This window comes from Reyranella sp. GW821-FHT14A01 (assembly GCF_058803965.1).
Genome location: NZ_JBXAPM010000012.1, coordinates 55,437 through 71,657 on the forward strand (window position 1 = coordinate 55,437; position 16,221 = coordinate 71,657).

General features: G+C 65.5%; 17 protein-coding genes. 7 read left to right on the top strand and 10 right to left on the bottom strand.

The genetic code is table 11. From position 1 onward, the window contains the following. Positions 1 to 49: 49 nt before the first annotated feature. The 6 genes from AC1ROX_RS21390 to AC1ROX_RS21415 form a co-directional block, all read right to left on the bottom strand. Positions 50 to 772, bottom strand: a complete 723-nt coding sequence (locus tag AC1ROX_RS21390; RefSeq protein WP_493128881.1) for a response regulator transcription factor — start codon at positions 770 to 772, stop codon at positions 50 to 52. A 25-nt stretch (positions 773 to 797) separates the two neighbouring features. Then, positions 798 to 1,070 (bottom strand): hypothetical protein, encoded by a 273-nt coding sequence (locus AC1ROX_RS21395; RefSeq protein WP_493128883.1) that lies wholly within the window; start codon positions 1,068 to 1,070, stop codon positions 798 to 800. Positions 1,071 to 1,162: 92 nt separating this feature from the next. Further along, positions 1,163 to 1,381 carry a hypothetical protein gene (locus AC1ROX_RS21400; RefSeq protein WP_493128885.1) on the bottom strand — a complete coding sequence of 73 codons (219 nt, stop codon included), beginning with the start codon at positions 1,379 to 1,381 and terminating at the stop codon, positions 1,163 to 1,165. A gap of 69 nt (positions 1,382 to 1,450) precedes the next feature. Next, entirely contained in the window at positions 1,451 to 2,845 is a 1,395-nt protein-coding gene (locus AC1ROX_RS21405; protein ID WP_493128887.1) for an ATP-binding protein, read from the bottom strand. Between the two features lie 17 nt (positions 2,846 to 2,862). After that, positions 2,863 to 3,525, bottom strand: a complete 663-nt coding sequence (locus tag AC1ROX_RS21410) for a rhomboid family intramembrane serine protease (protein ID WP_493128889.1) — start codon at positions 3,523 to 3,525, stop codon at positions 2,863 to 2,865. Between the two features lie 41 nt (positions 3,526 to 3,566). Beyond that, on the bottom strand, positions 3,567 to 4,823 hold the full coding sequence (locus AC1ROX_RS21415) for an argininosuccinate synthase (RefSeq protein WP_493128891.1): 1,257 nt from the start codon (positions 4,821 to 4,823) through the stop codon (positions 3,567 to 3,569). 110 nt (positions 4,824 to 4,933) lie between these two features. Here AC1ROX_RS21415 and AC1ROX_RS21420 point away from each other — a divergent pair, with 110 nt between their 5' ends. Further along, the gene (locus AC1ROX_RS21420; RefSeq protein WP_493128893.1) at positions 4,934 to 5,962 is read left to right on the top strand and encodes a class I SAM-dependent methyltransferase; all 1,029 of its coding nucleotides are present in this window, start codon (positions 4,934 to 4,936) and stop codon (positions 5,960 to 5,962) included. Positions 5,963 to 6,042: 80 nt separating this feature from the next. On the opposite strand, the gene rlmN is transcribed toward AC1ROX_RS21420, so the two are convergent. Next, positions 6,043 to 7,191 carry a dual-specificity RNA methyltransferase RlmN gene (gene rlmN, locus AC1ROX_RS21425; RefSeq protein ID WP_493128895.1) on the bottom strand — a complete coding sequence of 383 codons (1,149 nt, stop codon included), beginning with the start codon at positions 7,189 to 7,191 and terminating at the stop codon, positions 6,043 to 6,045. Positions 7,192 to 7,245: 54 nt separating this feature from the next. Continuing rightward, complete coding sequence (locus tag AC1ROX_RS21430; RefSeq protein ID WP_493128897.1) at positions 7,246 to 7,806, bottom strand: RNA methyltransferase; 561 nt, start codon at positions 7,804 to 7,806, stop codon at positions 7,246 to 7,248. An 83-nt stretch (positions 7,807 to 7,889) separates the two neighbouring features. Between AC1ROX_RS21430 and AC1ROX_RS21435 the strand changes: the two genes are divergently transcribed. After that, positions 7,890 to 9,140 (top strand): class I SAM-dependent methyltransferase, encoded by a 1,251-nt coding sequence (locus AC1ROX_RS21435; RefSeq protein ID WP_493128899.1) that lies wholly within the window; start codon positions 7,890 to 7,892, stop codon positions 9,138 to 9,140. A gap of 22 nt (positions 9,141 to 9,162) precedes the next feature. After that, positions 9,163 to 10,092, top strand: a complete 930-nt coding sequence (locus AC1ROX_RS21440; RefSeq protein ID WP_493128901.1) for a hypothetical protein — start codon at positions 9,163 to 9,165, stop codon at positions 10,090 to 10,092. A 96-nt stretch (positions 10,093 to 10,188) separates the two neighbouring features. Here AC1ROX_RS21440 and AC1ROX_RS21445 read toward each other — a convergent pair whose 3' ends face one another. After that, positions 10,189 to 11,184 (bottom strand): D-2-hydroxyacid dehydrogenase family protein, encoded by a 996-nt coding sequence (locus AC1ROX_RS21445; protein ID WP_493128903.1) that lies wholly within the window; start codon positions 11,182 to 11,184, stop codon positions 10,189 to 10,191. Positions 11,185 to 11,238: 54 nt separating this feature from the next. On the opposite strand from AC1ROX_RS21445, the gene AC1ROX_RS21450 reads away from it, so the two are divergent. Together AC1ROX_RS21450 and AC1ROX_RS21455 are read left to right on the top strand one after the other, a co-directional pair. Beyond that, complete coding sequence (locus tag AC1ROX_RS21450) at positions 11,239 to 12,123, top strand: TauD/TfdA dioxygenase family protein (RefSeq protein ID WP_493128904.1); 885 nt, start codon at positions 11,239 to 11,241, stop codon at positions 12,121 to 12,123. An 8-nt stretch (positions 12,124 to 12,131) separates the two neighbouring features. Beyond that, on the top strand, positions 12,132 to 13,409 hold the full coding sequence (locus AC1ROX_RS21455) for an acetyl-CoA C-acyltransferase (RefSeq protein ID WP_493128906.1): 1,278 nt from the start codon (positions 12,132 to 12,134) through the stop codon (positions 13,407 to 13,409). Here AC1ROX_RS21455 and panC read toward each other — a convergent pair. Further along, on the bottom strand, positions 13,406 to 14,269 hold the full coding sequence (gene panC, locus AC1ROX_RS21460; protein ID WP_493128908.1) for a pantoate--beta-alanine ligase: 864 nt from the start codon (positions 14,267 to 14,269) through the stop codon (positions 13,406 to 13,408). The genes AC1ROX_RS21455 and panC overlap by 4 nt on opposite strands. Positions 14,270 to 14,639: 370 nt before the next feature. Between panC and AC1ROX_RS21465 the strand changes: the two genes are divergently transcribed. Further along, complete coding sequence (locus AC1ROX_RS21465) at positions 14,640 to 15,767, top strand: DGQHR domain-containing protein (protein WP_493128910.1); 1,128 nt, start codon at positions 14,640 to 14,642, stop codon at positions 15,765 to 15,767. Continuing rightward, positions 15,764 to 16,102: a GIY-YIG nuclease family protein gene (locus AC1ROX_RS21470; protein ID WP_493128912.1), complete on the top strand. Its 339-nt coding sequence runs from the start codon at positions 15,764 to 15,766 to the stop codon at positions 16,100 to 16,102. Before AC1ROX_RS21465 ends, AC1ROX_RS21470 begins: the two co-directional genes overlap by 4 nt. Positions 16,103 to 16,221 lie beyond the last annotated feature (119 nt).

The following is a 16,221-nucleotide window of genomic DNA, read 5'->3' on the forward strand; positions in this document are numbered from 1 at the left end:
CGACAGTTGCCATGCACATGACATCACAACTGAAGGGAGAGGCTCGAAATCAGCGCAAGGCGTGCGAACAGGACCGCGCTTCTGTCGCCGCGCGAGCCGCCACCACAGGCTTCATCAGATAGCCGACGCCGCGGATCGTGTGGATCTCGACGTTGGAGCCGGCATCGGCAAGCAGGCGGCGCAGACGATGAACATAGACCTCGACGGCATTGGACGACTTGTCGTGGGCCCCACCGAACACCATTGCGTCGAGCACCTCGTGGACGAGGACACGCTCGCCGCGCTTCAGGAAGACCTCGAGCAACTCGGCTTCCCGCGCCGGGACGACCAGCGTCCTGCCCTCGACGACGGCCCGGCGACTGTCGGCATCGAGCGACACGTTGCCCATTGAAAGGACATGGGGCTGAACGGGCGGTGGCCGCTGCATGAGGGCCCGCAGGCGCGCCACGAGTTCGGCCATGGCGAAGGGCTTGACCATGTAGTCGCTCGCGCCTTCGCCCAGTCCGGCCAACCGGTCGTCGAGGGCACTTCGCGCGGACAGGATCAGGACCGGCGTGGGGTCGTGCCGCTTCTTCAACTGCCTGAGCACCGCCATGCCGTCGCTGTCGGGCAGGCCGAGGTCGAGAACGATGGCGGCGTATTGCACGGCCTCGGCCGCGAGCCTGGCGTCGTCCGCCAGGCCCACGATGTCGACATCCATGCCGGCGCGCTTGAGGGCGCTGGCGATCAGCTGTGCCAGCTCCCGGCTGTCCTCGACGATGAGCACACGCATGGCCGGACCTCCCTTGTGCCAAGAGTTACCCGCGCGGCGGCAGGTCGATCTTGGCGTTGATGAGCGCCTTCTCGATCACGGGAATGCCGCTCGCATCGCCCGCCTTGCATTTCTCGACGGCGGCCCGGGTATCCAGGCTTTGCGGCTGCTGGGTGTGTCCCGTGCCCATGTCGAGGTACCGTTCGTACTTCTGCGTGAGCGCCGCGCAGTAGGCCGCGTTGGCGGACTGGGCGGTCGCGGCGACGGGCAGAAGAGCGACCGCCACGATCGCGGAACTGAGCAACATCATCCTGGTCATCTCATCCTCCATGGCTCTCGAAGAGCGGCCCCATTGGGAGCCTGGACAGAGGCTGGATTGCGGCGACCCGGTTTCGCCCGGCTTACAACAAGTTACTTGTGGCCGAGCATCCGCAGCGCCTGCAGCATCGTCGGCGTGACGGCAGCCATGGGTGAGCCATCCGGCGGGGCCGCGGCCGCCATCGCCCGATAGGCCGTGGCCAAGGCCTCGCCGTCGGCGAGCGAGGGCCAGGATTTCACCACGTCGAGGCCTGCCCGGATCATTTGGGGAGTCACGACGATCCCGTTCGGTTCGCTGGCTTTCGAAGTCATGCCACCACTATGGCGCGTGAAACTTACAGGGGGCTTTCAGGCCGCTTCGCGACGGCCGAGGCGAAACCGTCAGCCCGCGGCCGAAGCCGGCAGGGTCACCGTGAAGGTCGAGCCCTTGCCGGGCGTGCTCTGGATGTCGAGCCGGCCGCGATGGCGGTTGACGATGTGCTTCACGATGGCGAGGCCGAGACCGGTGCCGCCGAGCTGGCGCGAGCGGGCGGTGTCCACCCGGTAGAAGCGTTCGGTGAGCCGCGGCAGATGCGCGGCCGGAATCCCGTCGCCCTCGTCCTTGACCGCGATCGCCACGCGATCCTTGCCCGTGGGCCGGGCCTCGACGAGGACGACCGTGGCCGGCCGCGAATACTTGACCGCGTTGTCGATCAGGTTCTGGAACACGATGATGAGCTCGTCGCGATCGCCGATCGCGTTCGGCAGGTCGGACGGCAGGTCGAGCTCGATCTTGACCTTGCGCGCGGACGCCTTGAGCTGCAGCAGGTCGAGCACGGAGCGCAGCGCGGGACCGAGGTCGACGGCGGCGGCGGGCCTCGCATGTTCGTGCTGCTCGATGCGCGACAGCATCAGGAGGTCGTCGACCAGGCGACGCATGCGGTCGGCCTGCTCGGCCATGATGCCGAGGAAGCGCTCGCGTGCCGCCGTATCCTCGCGGGCGGGGCCGCGCAGGGTCTCGATGAAGCCCGCCAGGCCCGCGATCGGCGTCTTCAGCTCGTGGCTGGCATTGGCGACGAAATCGGCCCGCATCCGCTCGGCGCGGCGCAGGGCCGTCGTGTCGTGCAGCACGATCAGCGCCAGCGAACCGTCCGCCGCCGCGCGCGGCAGGCGACGCAGATGCGCCACGACGTCGAGTTCGGGCGGTCCCGCCAGCACCAGCTCGACGGCGCTGTGGTCGGGCCGCGTGAAGTTGCCGTCGGCTCCCGCCTCCAGCAGCGCATCGATGGCGGCGAGAAGCTGCGGCTGACGTAACACGGTCGAAACATCGCGCTCGGGGCCCCCGGTGCTGCCGAGCAGGAGGGCGGCGGCGAGGTTGGTGCGCACGATGCGGCGGTGCCGGTCGACCGAGATCAGCGCGTCGGGCAGGCCATCGACGATGGCCTGTGCCGACTCCGCCAGGTTGTCGATCGACGCCCGATGCCGGCGCCAGCCGACCGAAAGCGTCGCCGCCGCGCTCGCGAGCTCTTCGGTCGCCGGCGCGAAGGAGAGCCGCGGCATCACCGGCTCGCGCTCGTCGGAAAGTTCGCCCACGAAACGCGCGAAACTCGCCAGCGAGCCGAGATAGCGCTGGACCAGGAACGTCGTGACGGCGGCAATGCCGGCCATCGCGATCAGCGTGGTCCTTCCCGACAGTTCGCCGAGGCCGAAGAGGATGGCCAGCGCGCCCCAGGACGGCGCCAACGCCACGGCGTTGGCGACGAGCGTGCGACGGAGGGGGATCGCGTTGTCGGCCATCGGCCGACTATAGCGGCTTAACTCATCCGTGGTGTGAAGAAGCGAATACTCGCAAGGCCGAACAGGAAGCCCGCGATATGCGCCACCCAGGCGACCGATTCGCCACCTGCGCCTGGCGTGCCGCCGAAGATGCCGAAGAAGACGTTGAGGCCGATCCAGATGCCGGCGACCGGCAGCAGCGATGTCAGGCTGCCGACATAGCGCATCAGCATCAGCACGGCGCCGAAGATGCCGCTGATGGCGCCCGACGCACCGACCACGGGGTCGGGCGAATCGGGATAGACGAGGATGTGCACCAGACCGGCGACGACGCCGCACAGGAGATAGAAGAGCACGAAGCGGCGTACGCCCAGCAGTCGCTCGACCGGCGCGCCGAACGCCGCCAGGGTCAGCATGTTGATGCCGAGATGCATCCAACCGCCATGGAGGAACTGGTAGGTGACCGGCGCCACCAGCAGCGAGAAGAGGTCCTGGCCGCTGTCGGTCGTGTAGGCGGCCGGGATGAGGCCGAACTGCAGGATGATCTCCTGATCGGCCTGTTCGCCCAGAAGCTGGCGCAGCAGATGGACGGCGACGTTGATGCCGATCAGCCACAGCACGGCGGGCGGCAGGTTGATGGCCCGCTCGCCCGTGCCGCGTCCGCCGGGGAGGCGGCGCTGGTCGTCGTCATCGAAAGGCATGCGCCGTTCCCGTCAGGTCAGAGGATCAGCTCTTTGGGCCACTAGCTCTTGGGACCACCTTGGCCGAGCGCGCGCAGGCGCAGCCTGAGCGCGTTCAGCTTGATGAAGCCCTCGGCGTCGCGCTGGTTATAGGCGCCCTGGTCTTCCTCGAAGGTCACGTGCTGCATCGAGTAGAGCGAGACCGGCGACTTGCGGCCGACCACCGTGGTGTTGCCCTTGTAGAGTTTGAGCCGCACCGTGCCGGTGACGTTCTCCTGGCTCTTGTCGATCAGCGCCTGCAGCATCTCGCGCTCCGGCGAGTACCAGAAGCCGTAGTAGATCAGCTCGGCATACTTCGGCATCACCTCGTCCTTGAGGTGGCCGGCACCGCGGTCGAGCGTGATCGATTCGATGCCGCGATGGGCGGCGTAGAGGATCGTGCCGCCCGGCGTCTCGTAGATGCCGCGGCTCTTCATGCCGACGAAGCGGTTCTCGACCAGATCGAGGCGGCCGATGCCGTTGGCCTTGCCCAGCTCGTTCAGCTTGGTGAGCAGGGTCGCGGGCGACATCTTCACGCCGTCGATGGCGACGGCGTCGCCGCGCTCGAACTCGATCTCGATATAGGTCGCCTTGTCCGGCGCACTCTCGGGCGAGATCGTGCGCTGGTAGACCATCTCATCGGCCTCTTCCCACGGATCTTCGAGGATCTTGCCCTCGCTGGAGGAGTGCAGGAGGTTGGCGTCGACCGAGAACGGCGCCTCGCCGCGCTTGTCCTTGGCGATCGGGATCTGGTGCGTCTCGGCGAACTCGAGCAGCTTGGTGCGCGAGGTCAGTTCCCATTCGCGCCACGGCGCGATCACCTTGATGTCGGGCTTCAGCGCATAATAGGAGAGCTCGAAGCGGACCTGGTCGTTGCCCTTGCCGGTCGCGCCGTGACACACCGCGTCGGCGCCGGTCTTCAGCGCGAGGTCGATCTGGTGCTTGGCGATCAGCGGCCGCGCGATCGAGGTGCCCAGCAGGTACTGGCCCTCGTAGAGCGCGTTGGCGCGGAACATCGGGAACACGAAGTCCTTCACGAACTCTTCGCGGACATCCTCGATGAAGATGTTCCCGGGCTTGATGCCCAGCAACTCCGCCTTCTTGCGGGCCGGCGACAGTTCCTCGCCCTGGCCGAGATCGGCGGTGAAGGTTACCACCTCGCAACCATAGGCCGTCTGCAGCCACTTCAGGATGACCGAGGTGTCGAGGCCGCCGGAATAGGCCAGGACGACCTTCTTGATGTCGCCCTTCTTGTAGGCGCCGGTATAAGAAACGCTCATGCTGGCCGCTTTCTTGTCGATTCTGTAAACGCGCGCGGAATATAGCGGTCGACCCCGATGGGGCAAGCGCGCCGCAAAGACGCTACAATCCGGGTGAGAATCGCAGAAACATGGTTTCCCCCCTCGATCGCCTCTCCTACGCCGCCCGCCAGACCGCGCGGGTCGCCTGGTATGCCGGCCACTACGCCGCCGGCCGCCGCATCCTGAAGCCCATGCCCAAGCCCGATTTTGCGGTCGGGCCGACGCCCAGCCGGGCCGAGATGACCGCCGAGATGCGTGCACTGTTCGAGCGCGAATGGCGGGACGTCGCCGCCGGCCTGTTCCCCGCCCCGCGCCTGCTGGGGCCCGAGCCGGCCGAGTTCCTGCGCCGCAGCCTGCTCTATTTCCGCGACCTGCCGCAGGTCGATGCGCGCCGGCACGGCACGCTCGACGACGAGCTGCCGCCCGGCACCCAGGCCGACGGCCTGCCCGACTATTACCGGCAGAATTTCCATTTCCAGAGCGACGGCTGGCTCTCGGACCACTCGGCCGCCCTGTACGACACCCAGGTCGAGGTCCTGTTCACCGGCGCCGCCGACGTGATGCGCCGGCGCGCGCTGGCGCCGATCGCGACCTGGCTCGCGGGCCGCAACCAGCGCGACGTCCGTGGCCTCGATGTCGGCTGCGGCACCGGCCGCCTGCTTGCCGCCCTGCACGGCGCGTGGCCCGGGATGAAGCTGACCGGCATCGATCTCAGCAAACCCTATCTCGAGGAAGCGCGCCGCCTGATCGGCCGCACGGCGCGGGTGAAGCTTGAGGAAGCGGCGGCCGAGACGCTGCCCTTCGACGAAGCGAGCCTCGACCTCATCGTCTCCTCGTTCCTGCTGCACGAGCTGCCGCAGGAGATCCGTGCGAAGGCGATCACCGAGATGGCGCGCGTCGTGAAGCCCGACGGCCTGGTCGTGGTCGTCGACTCACTGCAGAAGGGCGACCGCCCCGACTGGGACGGCCTGCTCGACCTCTTCCCGCATTACTTCCACGAGCCGTATTACGCGGAGTATGCGGGCGGCAGTCTCGACGAATGGTTCGGCGACGCGGGGTTGCGACCGATATCGAGCGAGCTGGCCTTCCTGTCTAAGGTCACTGCTTTCACGCGCTGATAGCCTTGGAGCGCGCCACTCCAGTGGCGCTTATGATCATGATTGCGCCACTGGAGTGGCGCGCTCCATTGAGAGACCTCTTACAGTGCGACCTTCACGCCGCGTTGGCGCAGGCTGGCGCTCTTGAGCTGGCCGCAGGCGGCGGAGATGTCTCGGCCGCGCGGCGTGCGCACCGGGGCGCTGAGGCCGCCATCGTTCACGATCTCGGCGAAGCGGTGGATGCGGTTGTTCGAGCTGCACTCGTAGGGCGCGCCCGGCCAGGGATTGAACGGGATCAGGTTCACCTTGGCATGGATCGGCTTCAGGATGCGCACCAGCTCGCGCGCATCGGCGTCGCTGTCGTTGACGCCCTTCAGCATCGCGTATTCGAAGGTGATGCGCCGGCTGTTGCGCGCGCCGGGATAGTCGGCGCAAGCCTTGAGCAGCTCGGCGATCGGCCACTTCCTGTTGATCGGCACCAGCGTGTCGCGCACCTCGTCGTTCACGGCATGCAGCGATACCGCGAGGTTGACGTCGAGCGCCTCGCCCACCTTGCCGATCATCGGCACGACGCCCGAGGTCGAGAGCGTGATGCGGCGGCGGCTGAGCGCGATGCCCTGGTCGTCCATAACGATCTTCAGCGCCGTGACGACATTGTCGAAGTTATAGAGCGGCTCGCCCATGCCCATCATGACGATGTTGCTGAGCATGCGCTGCGCATCGGCGGTCGGCGTCGGCCACTCGCCGTAGCTGTCGCGCGCCACCATGAACTGGCCGACGATCTCGTCGGGTGTGAGATTGCGCACCAGCGGCTGAGTGCCAGTATGGCAGAAGGTGCAGGTGAGCGTGCAGCCGACCTGGCTCGACACGCAGACCGAGCCGCGATCCGTCTCGGGAATGTTGACCGTCTCGGCCTCGTTGCCGTCGGCGAAGCGCAGCAGCCATTTGCGGGTGCCGTCTGTCGAGCGCTGCTCGGTCACGATCGAGGGCCGGTCGATCACGAACTGGTCGGCCAGCCGGTCGCGCGCCTTCTTGGCGATGTTGGTCATGCGACCGAAGTCGGTGACGCCGTGCCAGTAGATCCACTGCCAGATCTGGGCAGCGCGGAACGGCTCCAGGCCCGCTTCCGCCAGCGCCGTCTTCAGCCCGTCGCGCGACAGGCCGATCAGGTTGCGGCGCAGGTCGTTGCGCCCGTGCGCGGGCGCGCCGGGCTCCAGAATCTGCAGCGGTTCGGTGGGCAGAACGGACATTGGAGCGCGTGAAATAGTCGCCGCACCCTCTCTGCGCAACTGCGCCCGGCCAAACTATTGTTTTGATTGCGCTTTTTGCCGCAGCCGCTGCTTGCGCTTGTACATCGGCTCGCCGAACACCGGCGTTTCGAGGGCCTCGGTCGGTGCGCCCTCGCCGACCGGCCGCGGCGCATGACGGCCGAGACTGATCAGCCGGTCGTACATCACGAGGGCGCCGGCGGTGCCGAGATTGACCGAGAACCGGGTCGGGATTTTCACGACGTAATCGCACACCGCCTGAACGCCGGGGGAAAGGCCTTCGCGCTCCGAACCCAGGATATAGGCGCACTGGCGCGGATGCCGGAACGTCGGCAGCTCGATCGCATCGTCGGTGATCTCGATGCCGACCAGCCGGCAGCCCAGCGGCAGGCGGAAGGAGTCGAGATCGGCGAAACGGTAGGTCGGCACCGACTGCGGCGCATCCGATGTATCGGCGAGCGCACCGGCGCGAACGTCGTACTGGGCGCGCAGGGTGAAGACGAACGAGGCGCCGAACGCGTGGGCGGTCCGGAACAAGGTGCCGACGTTCATCGACTTGCTCGGACCCTCGATGCCGATGCCGAAATAGCCTTTCATGGCCCTTCGATTTGTTGCACTAATGATTCGCAGGCGTTGCCATCCCCCCGGTAGCGCCCCGCCCGCCGTCAAACAAGGCCCTGATGACCGTTTCCTCGCCGTTGGACAGCGTTCGCGCCCAGTACGAGGCGCTGCCCTATCCTTCCCGAGACCCGCGCGACGAGGCGATCCGCCTGATCACGGGCACGCCAAGCCATGTTCTCGAGATCAATCACTATCTCTTCTCCGGCCGGCTGAACTTCATCCGTCCCTTCCGCGCGCTGGTCGCCGGCGGCGGCACGGGCGATGCCTGCATCATGCTGGCCCAGCAGCTCGTCGATCGCCGTTGCCCCGGCGAGGTTATCTATCTCGATCTGTCGACGGCCTCGCGGCAGATTTGCGAGGCCCGTGCCAAGGCGCGTGGCCTGCGCAACATCACGTTCCTGACTGGCTCTCTGCTCGACCTGCCGACGATGAACATCGGCCAGTTCGACTACATCGATTGCACCGGCGTGCTGCACCACCTGCCCGATCCGACGGCCGGCATGCAGGCGCTGGCCAGCGTGCTGCACAACGAAGGCGGCATGGGCGTCATGCTCTACGGCGAGTATGGCCGCAGCGGCGTCTACCCCCTGCAGGAGATGCTGCAGACCTTGGCGCCGCCGTCGATGGCGATCGAGGACCGGCTGGCGATGGCCAAGCGCCTGATCCGCTTCCTGCCGACGACCAACCTGTTCCGCCGCAATCCCTACCTCAACGACCATGTGACGGGCGGTGATGCCGGTCTCTACGACCTGCTGCTGCACAGTTGCGATCGCGCTTTCACGGTGCCGCAGATCGGCGCGATGGCCGCCGCCTCCGGCCTCCGGGTCGTCGCCTTCCTCGAGCCCGTGCGCTACGAGCCCGCGACCTACATGAGCGATCCGATGATCGCCCGTCAGATGAGCTCGCTGCCGCTGCTCGAACGCGCGGCCTTCGCCGAGCGCCTCGCCGGCAACCTGCGCACCCACATCTTCTATGCCACGCGCGCCGGCTTCGACACGGTCGCGCGGCCGGAGGACACGTCGGCCATTCCGGTGCTGCGCGAGATGGATGCGCAGAAGTTCGCCGCCGGCCTGCAGCCCGGCGCGCCGCTGGTCGCCAATCTCGACGGCTTCCCGTGGCGGGCGCAGTTGCCGCCGCTGGCGCCGCGCATCATCTCGCAGATCGACGGCCGGCGGACGGTCGCGGAGATCTATACCTCGCTCGGCAGCCAGGGCGGCCTGCCGCAGTGGGAGGACTTCTACACGCAGTTCGAGGACCTCTACGTCAAGCTGAACGGCGTCAATCACCTGCTGCTGCGCTTCCGTACCTGAAATAGCGCCTGCGAGATCCGCAATGAGCGGTCACGTCCTGGCCATCGCGCTCGGCAACTCCCTCCTCTGGTCGGTCTATCTCCTGCTGACGCGCCATGTCGTGAGCGGCGCCCAGCTCGATGCCTGGGCCTATACGCTGGTGCAGCTCCTGAGCGCCGGCCTTGCCATGCTGTGGGTCGGCCGGCGCACGCCGGGAAGCTGGGCCGACCTGCTGGTGCCGTGGACGGTCTGCTACGCCTTCATGCGCGTGATCATCAACGGCTGCACCGCCGCCGCCATCGTCTGGCTCGCGGTCACGCAGAGCACGCTCATCTCGACCGTGAGCGTGCTGATCGGCGCCGGGACAGGCTGGGCCCTGTCGCGCCAGTCGCCCGCGCGGCGCGACTGGCCGGGCCTCGCGCTGCTGGCCCTCGGCGTAGTGGCCTTCGTCGCCGGGCTGGGCTCCGATACGGCTTGGCGCGGCGTTGCCTGGCTGATCGCCTCCGAGGCCGTGGCCGTCGCGGCGTCGTGGATGATCGCCTATCACCCGCGCAACCGGGCGAGCGACGCGGCGGCGCGCAGCCGCTTCACCGGCGAGATCCTGGTCGCCGCCTCGCTGGCGCTGATCCTCGTCTGGACGCTTGCGGGCCTCATCGGCGCGATGGCCTCGCCGTGGGCCGGCGGCGGCGACGCCTTCGGCCGCCTCGAGCTCTGGCTCTACGCGATCCTGGCCGGCCTGCTGTTCCGCGCGCCGGGCACGTGGCTCGGCTTCTGGACCATCAACCATTCGGGCGTGCAGACCTACCTGATCGCCCTCACCGCGATGCCGTTCTTCGCCATCGCGCTCGAAGCCTTGCTGGCGCATGCCGGCTGGCTGACGCCCGCGAGGCTCACCACGCCCGAATGGCTGGCCGCCGGCGTGATCCTCGCCGGCGCCGTCTGGCTGATCGTCGTTCGTGTGCGAACGACGTGATATGCTCACTGGAGCGCGCAACTCCAGTTGCGCTCATACCTTGGCTAACGACAAAGCTTGAGCGCCACTGGAGTGGCGCGCTCCATTGCGGCCGCCTTACGCTTTCTTCAGCGCATCCGGGTTGAGGACGTTGATCGGCTTGCCGTCGAGCCATGCCTCGACGTCCTTGATCGTGCCTTCGTAGAAGTGGCGGTAGCTCTCCTCGACGACGTAGCCCAGGTGGGGAATGAGCGTGATGTTGTCGAGCTTGGTGAAGGGATGGTCGGCCGACATCGGTTCCTTGTCGTAGACGTCGAGGCCGGCGTGCAGGATCGCGCGGTTCTTCAGCGCTTCGATGAGTGCTGCTTCGTCGACGATCGGGCCGCGCGAGGTGTTCACCAGGATCGCGGTCTTCTTCATCTTGGCCAAATCGGCCGCGCCGATCAGGCCGCGCGTGCGGTCCGACAGAGCGAGATGGATCGACACGAAGTCCGATGTCGCCAGCAGCTCGTCCTTGGTGACGTACTTGGCGCCGCCCGCTTCGGCCTTCTCGGGCGTGAGGTTCTGGCTCCAGGCCACGACCTCCATGCCGAACGCCTTGGCATAGTGAGCCGCACGGCTGCCGAGCTTGCCGAGACCGAGGATGCCCAGACGCTTGCCCTCGAGCACGACCATCTGCTCGATGCCGTCGTGCCACTTGCCCTGGCGCGCCAGCCGCTCGGCCCTGGCGAGATCGCGGGCGCACATCATCAGCAGCGCCCAGCCGAGCTCCGCTGTCGGCGCGTTCGAGGTGCCGCCGGGCGTGGTGGAGATCGGGATGCCGCGCTCGGCCGCAGCCTTGTCGTCGAGGCTCGCGGCGCGGGCGCCGGTCAGCACCATGAACTTGAGATTGGGCAGCTTCTCGATCAGCGCCCGCGGGAAAGCGGTTCGCTCCCGCAGCAATCCCAGCATGTCGAAGGGCGCGAGTTTTTGCGCCGCATCATCGATCGAGGTGAAGGGTTCGTGGAAGACCGTGATCTCGACGCCGCGCTTCCTGAGCCGATCCCAATCGGCCATGCGCATGGCTACCTTCTGATAATCGTCGAGCAGGGCGAGCTTCATCGTTTGCGGCATGGCGTTTCCTGGGAGAGAATGTTTGCAAACGTACTATAGCCGCGGGAGGCGGTTATGAGCATCACCGTTACGCCAACTCACCCTGAATTCGTCGCCGAGATTTCCGGCATCGACATTTCGCAGCCGCTGAAGCCGGCCGACCGTCTGGCGATCGAGAACGCCATCAACCGCTACGCGGTCGTGGTGTTCCACGACCAGAAACTGGTCGACGACCAGCAGGTGGCTTTCGCCCGCAACTTTGGCCCCGTTGAATCCTCAGCAATCAGGCTCAGGCAGCGCGACATCAAGCACCGCCTGGAGTCGAACGAGCTTGCCGATATTTCCAACCTCGACGCCGACGGCAATGTCCTGGAGCCCAACGCGCGCCGCCGGCTCGACGGCCTGGCCAACCGGCTCTGGCACACCGACGCCTCGTTCCGCGCCGTGCCCGGCGGCCTGTCCATGCTTTACGCGCACATCATTCCCGACGAAGGCGGCGACACCGAGTTCGCCGATCTGCGGGCGGCCTACGACGCGCTGCCCGGGACGAAGAAGAAGGAGCTGGAAGGCCTGGTCGCCGAACATTCGATCTGGCGCTCGCGCGAGCAGCTGGGCGTCGTGCAGTACAGCGACGAGGAGCGAGCCTCGCTGCCGCCGGTGCCGCAGCGGGTCGTGCGCACCCATCCCGGCTCGCATCGCAAGACGCTCTATCTCGCCGCGCACGCTTCGCACATTCTCGGCCTGCCGGTGGCCGACGGGCGCCTGATCATCCTCGACCTGATCGAGCATGCGACACAGCCTCGCTTCGTGCATTCGCACAACTGGAAGAAGGGCGACCTCGTGATCTGGGACAATCGCTGCACCATGCATCGCGCGCGGCCGTTCGACACGACCAAGGTGCGCGACCTGCGCCGCGTCACCACGCGCGACGTCGCCTCGACGCTCGAACAGGCCGCCTAGGCCCAACGATGAGGCGGGCGGCCGACATCTGGCTGGCGGCCGGCGTCCGCACGCCCTTCTCCAAGGTCGATGGCGCGCTGGCCGGGCTCGACGCGATCGAGCTGTCGGTGCCGGTGGCACGGCACATGGTCGACCAGTTGAAGGGCGGCAAGCCGGACTTCGCGGTCTGGGGCGCCGTCGTGCCCAACCTCACCTGGAGCAACATCGCGCGCGAGGTGCTGATGGAAGCCGGCATCGACGCCACGGTGCCCGCCTTCTCCACCATCATGGCCTGTTCGACCAGCATGATGGGCGTGATCGAGGCCGCCGGCATGATCGACGGCGACAGCACCAACCTCGCGATGGTGGGCGGCGTCGACAGTCTCAGCCGCATCCAGATCGGCCTCGACCAGCGCCTCTCCGACTGGCTGCGCAAATTCCAGCAGGCGCGCTCGCTCGGCCAGAAGATCGACCATCTGACCCACCTGCACCTCAGCGACCTCAAGCTCTACATCCCGGCAATCAGCAACCGCACCACCGGGCTCAGCATGGGCGAGCACACGGAGATCACCGCCAAGGAATGGCAGATCGGGCGCGCCGAGCAGGACGAGATCGCGCTCAGCAGCCATCGCAATGCCGTGGCGGCCTGGGATCGCGGCTTCTTCGACGATCTGGTGATCGCCATCGGCGACGTGAAGCGCGACACCATCCCGCGCAAGGACACGACGCTCGAGAAGCTGGCGCGCCTGCAGCCGTCGTTCGACCGCACCAGCGGCAAGGGCAGCCTGACCGCCGGCAACTCCTCGCCGCTCACCGATGGCGCCGCCGCTGTGTGGGTGGCCTCGGAGAAGGGCCTCGACCGACTTCCCACGAATACGCCGCGCGTAAAACTGGTCGACTGGGAGATCGGCGCCGTCGACTTCCGCGTCGAGGGACTGCTGATGGCGCCGGCCTTCGCCATCCCGCGCCTGCTGGCGCGCCACGACCTCACCTACGGCGACATCCATCTCTGGGAAATCCACGAGGCCTTTGCCGCACAGGTCGCCTTCCACCTGAAGGCGCTGCAGGATCCGGTCTTCCTGCGCGATCGCGCCAAGGTCCCGCGCGACTTCGGCCCCTTCCCGCGCGAGCGGATGAATCCCAATGGCGGCAGCACCGCGCTGGGCCATCCGTTCGGTGCCACCGGCGCCCGCATCATCGGCCAGACGACCAAGGAACTCGCCGCGATGCAAAGGGGCCAGCGCGCCATCGTCAGCATCTGTGCCGACGGCGGCCAGGGAAGCGTGCTGCTGCTCGAAGCGGCTTAAACGGCCAAGTTATCGATCAGGCGCGTGCGGCCGAGACGGGCGGCGGCGACGACGCGGGCCGGGCCCGCGACATGTTCGAGCGGCTTCAGGCTGTCGGCATCGACGACGGTGAAATATTCGACGATGTCGAAGCCGCCGTCGCGCAGCGCCTGCGACGCTGCTGCCGTGGCTTCAGAGCAGGACTTCTTTCCATCGCGCACCGTGTCGGCGACCGTCACGAGCTGCCTGTACATGCCCAGTGCCTTGGTGCGCTCCTCGGCGCTGAGGTAGCGATTGCGCGACGACATGGCGAGCCCGTCCTTCTCGCGCACCGTCGGCATGCCCACGATCTCGAACGGCATCGCGAGGTCGCGCACCATGCGCTTGATGACTTGGAGCTGCTGGTAATCCTTCTCGCCGAAATAGGCGCGATCCGGCATCGCCATCAGCATGAGCTTAGCGACCACCGTGGCGACGCCCTGGAAATGGCCGGGCCGCAGCGGACCACAGAGGCCGTCGGTGATGCCCGCGACCGTCACCGTCGTGAGCTGCTCGCCGGGATACATCTCTTCCTTGGTCGGCGCGTAGGCGATGCGGCAACCCGCTTCGCGCAGCTTGTCGAAGTCGCCCTGCTCGTCGCGCGGATAGGCGGAGAAATCTTCCTTGGGCCCGAACTGCGTCGGATTGACGAAGATGCTGGTGACGGGAACGTCGCCCCGATCGAGCGCGCCCTTGACCAGGCTGACATGGCCCTCGTGCAGCGCGCCCATGGTCGGCACGAGACCGATCGTGCGGCCGGCTTTCCGGAAATCGGCCACGGCGCGGCGCAGATCGGCCACGGTGCGGACGACGAGAAGGCCCTGATCGGTCGATGTGTTCATTTGAATCATCTCACGCATTGACGAGCCCGCCGCTTAGGCGATCCCGGCGGCGAAAATGGACGCGCAATCTATCGGAAGAGAACCGAAAGCATTAGACCTCATCCCAGTTCGGACCGGGATGCGAACCGGCGACCGGTTCGGGCAAGATACCTTTAGAAATTGGAGCGGGCGAAGGGATTCGAGCCCTCGACCCCGCCTCGGCTCGCAGATCCGGCCCGCAGGTGATGTTGAAACCCTAAACAAATCGAACTTCGTGGCACCCGCCCTGAACGATCACTACTGCGTGCCTCACGGCTGCCGACCGTGCTACAACTTCGGGTGAGGGGGGCAGAAAGCATAGCAAGCCCCGAGTGCAGGGGACTTGTACGTCATGGCGAAGATTCACATTCCGGCCGCTCGCGTGAAGCAAGGCGATCTCTTGCTGTACACCACAGCACTGAAAGTCAAAGACCTAGTGGCGGATAACTTCTATAGCGTCGAGAAGCTGGATACGGCGGATGAGAGCGACAAAGGGTATCAGCGCGTTCTGAATCTGGCCCGTGCCCGGAAACTTGCTGATTACATCATAAAGGGCCAGGAAAGCCGTGATGCATTCTTGCCGACGTCGGTGTTCTTGGCGACGGACAAGTCCATCGACTTCGATGAAGCGAGCCACATGTTGGGCTTCGATACTGCGGAAACAGGACCATTCAGCGTTGTAGACGGCCAGCATCGCCTCGAAGGGCTAAAAATGGCCGCGCAGAAGGATGACCGAGTTCTGGAATTCGAAGTGCCGGTGAACATAGCCACCAACCTGTCGAACATTGCTCAGATGTGTCACTTCCTGATCGTAAACACGACGCAGAAAAGCGTCGACAAGTCGGTGGAGCAGCGAATCATTGCTCGCCTCACTGATGCGCTCGACGTCGAGGACTTGCCGAGCCTGCCAAGCTGGATACTGCGCACGGTCGAAAGAGGCGAGGTAGAGAGAGCAATAAAGTATGCGGACTATTTGAACGATACGGAGGATTCGCCGTGGTTTGGCAAAGTGCGTATGGCCAATTCTGAATCGTCGGATGGTAAGGTCAATCAGAGATCTTTTGTTAAGGCCATCGTCAAATACGTGCTGACCGCAAACAACCCAATTAGCATCATCAAGGATTTTGATAAGGAGAAGCGGATTTTTCTGAACTACTGGAAGGCCATCAAATCCAACCTGGACGATGGCGACTCTGAAACTCTCTACAAGTATGGCGGGGTCGAATTGTTCTGCAAATTTTCGATCCCGTTCTTTATGAAACTTCAGGACCGTGGCAGCTACACGGTTGGCACGATGGAAAAGCTTCTTAAGGACTGTCTGGAGAATGTTGAAGGCGACTATGCCGGCGTAGGTCATCCAGATTGGTGGAAGACAGGCGGGCAAGCAGGACGTCTAAACGCGGGCGCCCTGAATATCGTTTGCCAAGAAATGACTAAGGCACTTCACAAGGTATCGGCTCAGACGGCTATTGAAATATGAAAATTGGAGCTTTGGTGCCTTTGCCTACTGGATGCGAGCCCTTCAAACGCAACCGTGAACGCTTTATCCCAGAAAAGCCCGGATGCTATGTGCTGACCACCTTTACAAAGGAGGTCTTGTACGTCGGATTGGCGGACAACCTTCGAAGGCGGATGAACGATCACTTGGATAGTCCGATTAAGACAGGCGAAACAAAGCTTGGGCGGGCAGTCCTGTTCCACTGGATCGAGAGTGTCGACACTAACAAGATCGAGCGCACATGGATGAATATCCATATTCAGAATGAAGGGATCATCCCGGTGCTCAATCGGATTTACTCTCCAACTCCTACGTAAACCGTGTCTCTAGTTGGTCGTCGGTGAAAATGGCTAGGTGGTCTCGCCGTGAACCACGCGTGACAACTGCACTTCTTAGATTTTTCGACTGCGGAAGGACCGCTAAGAGCCTCATGGCT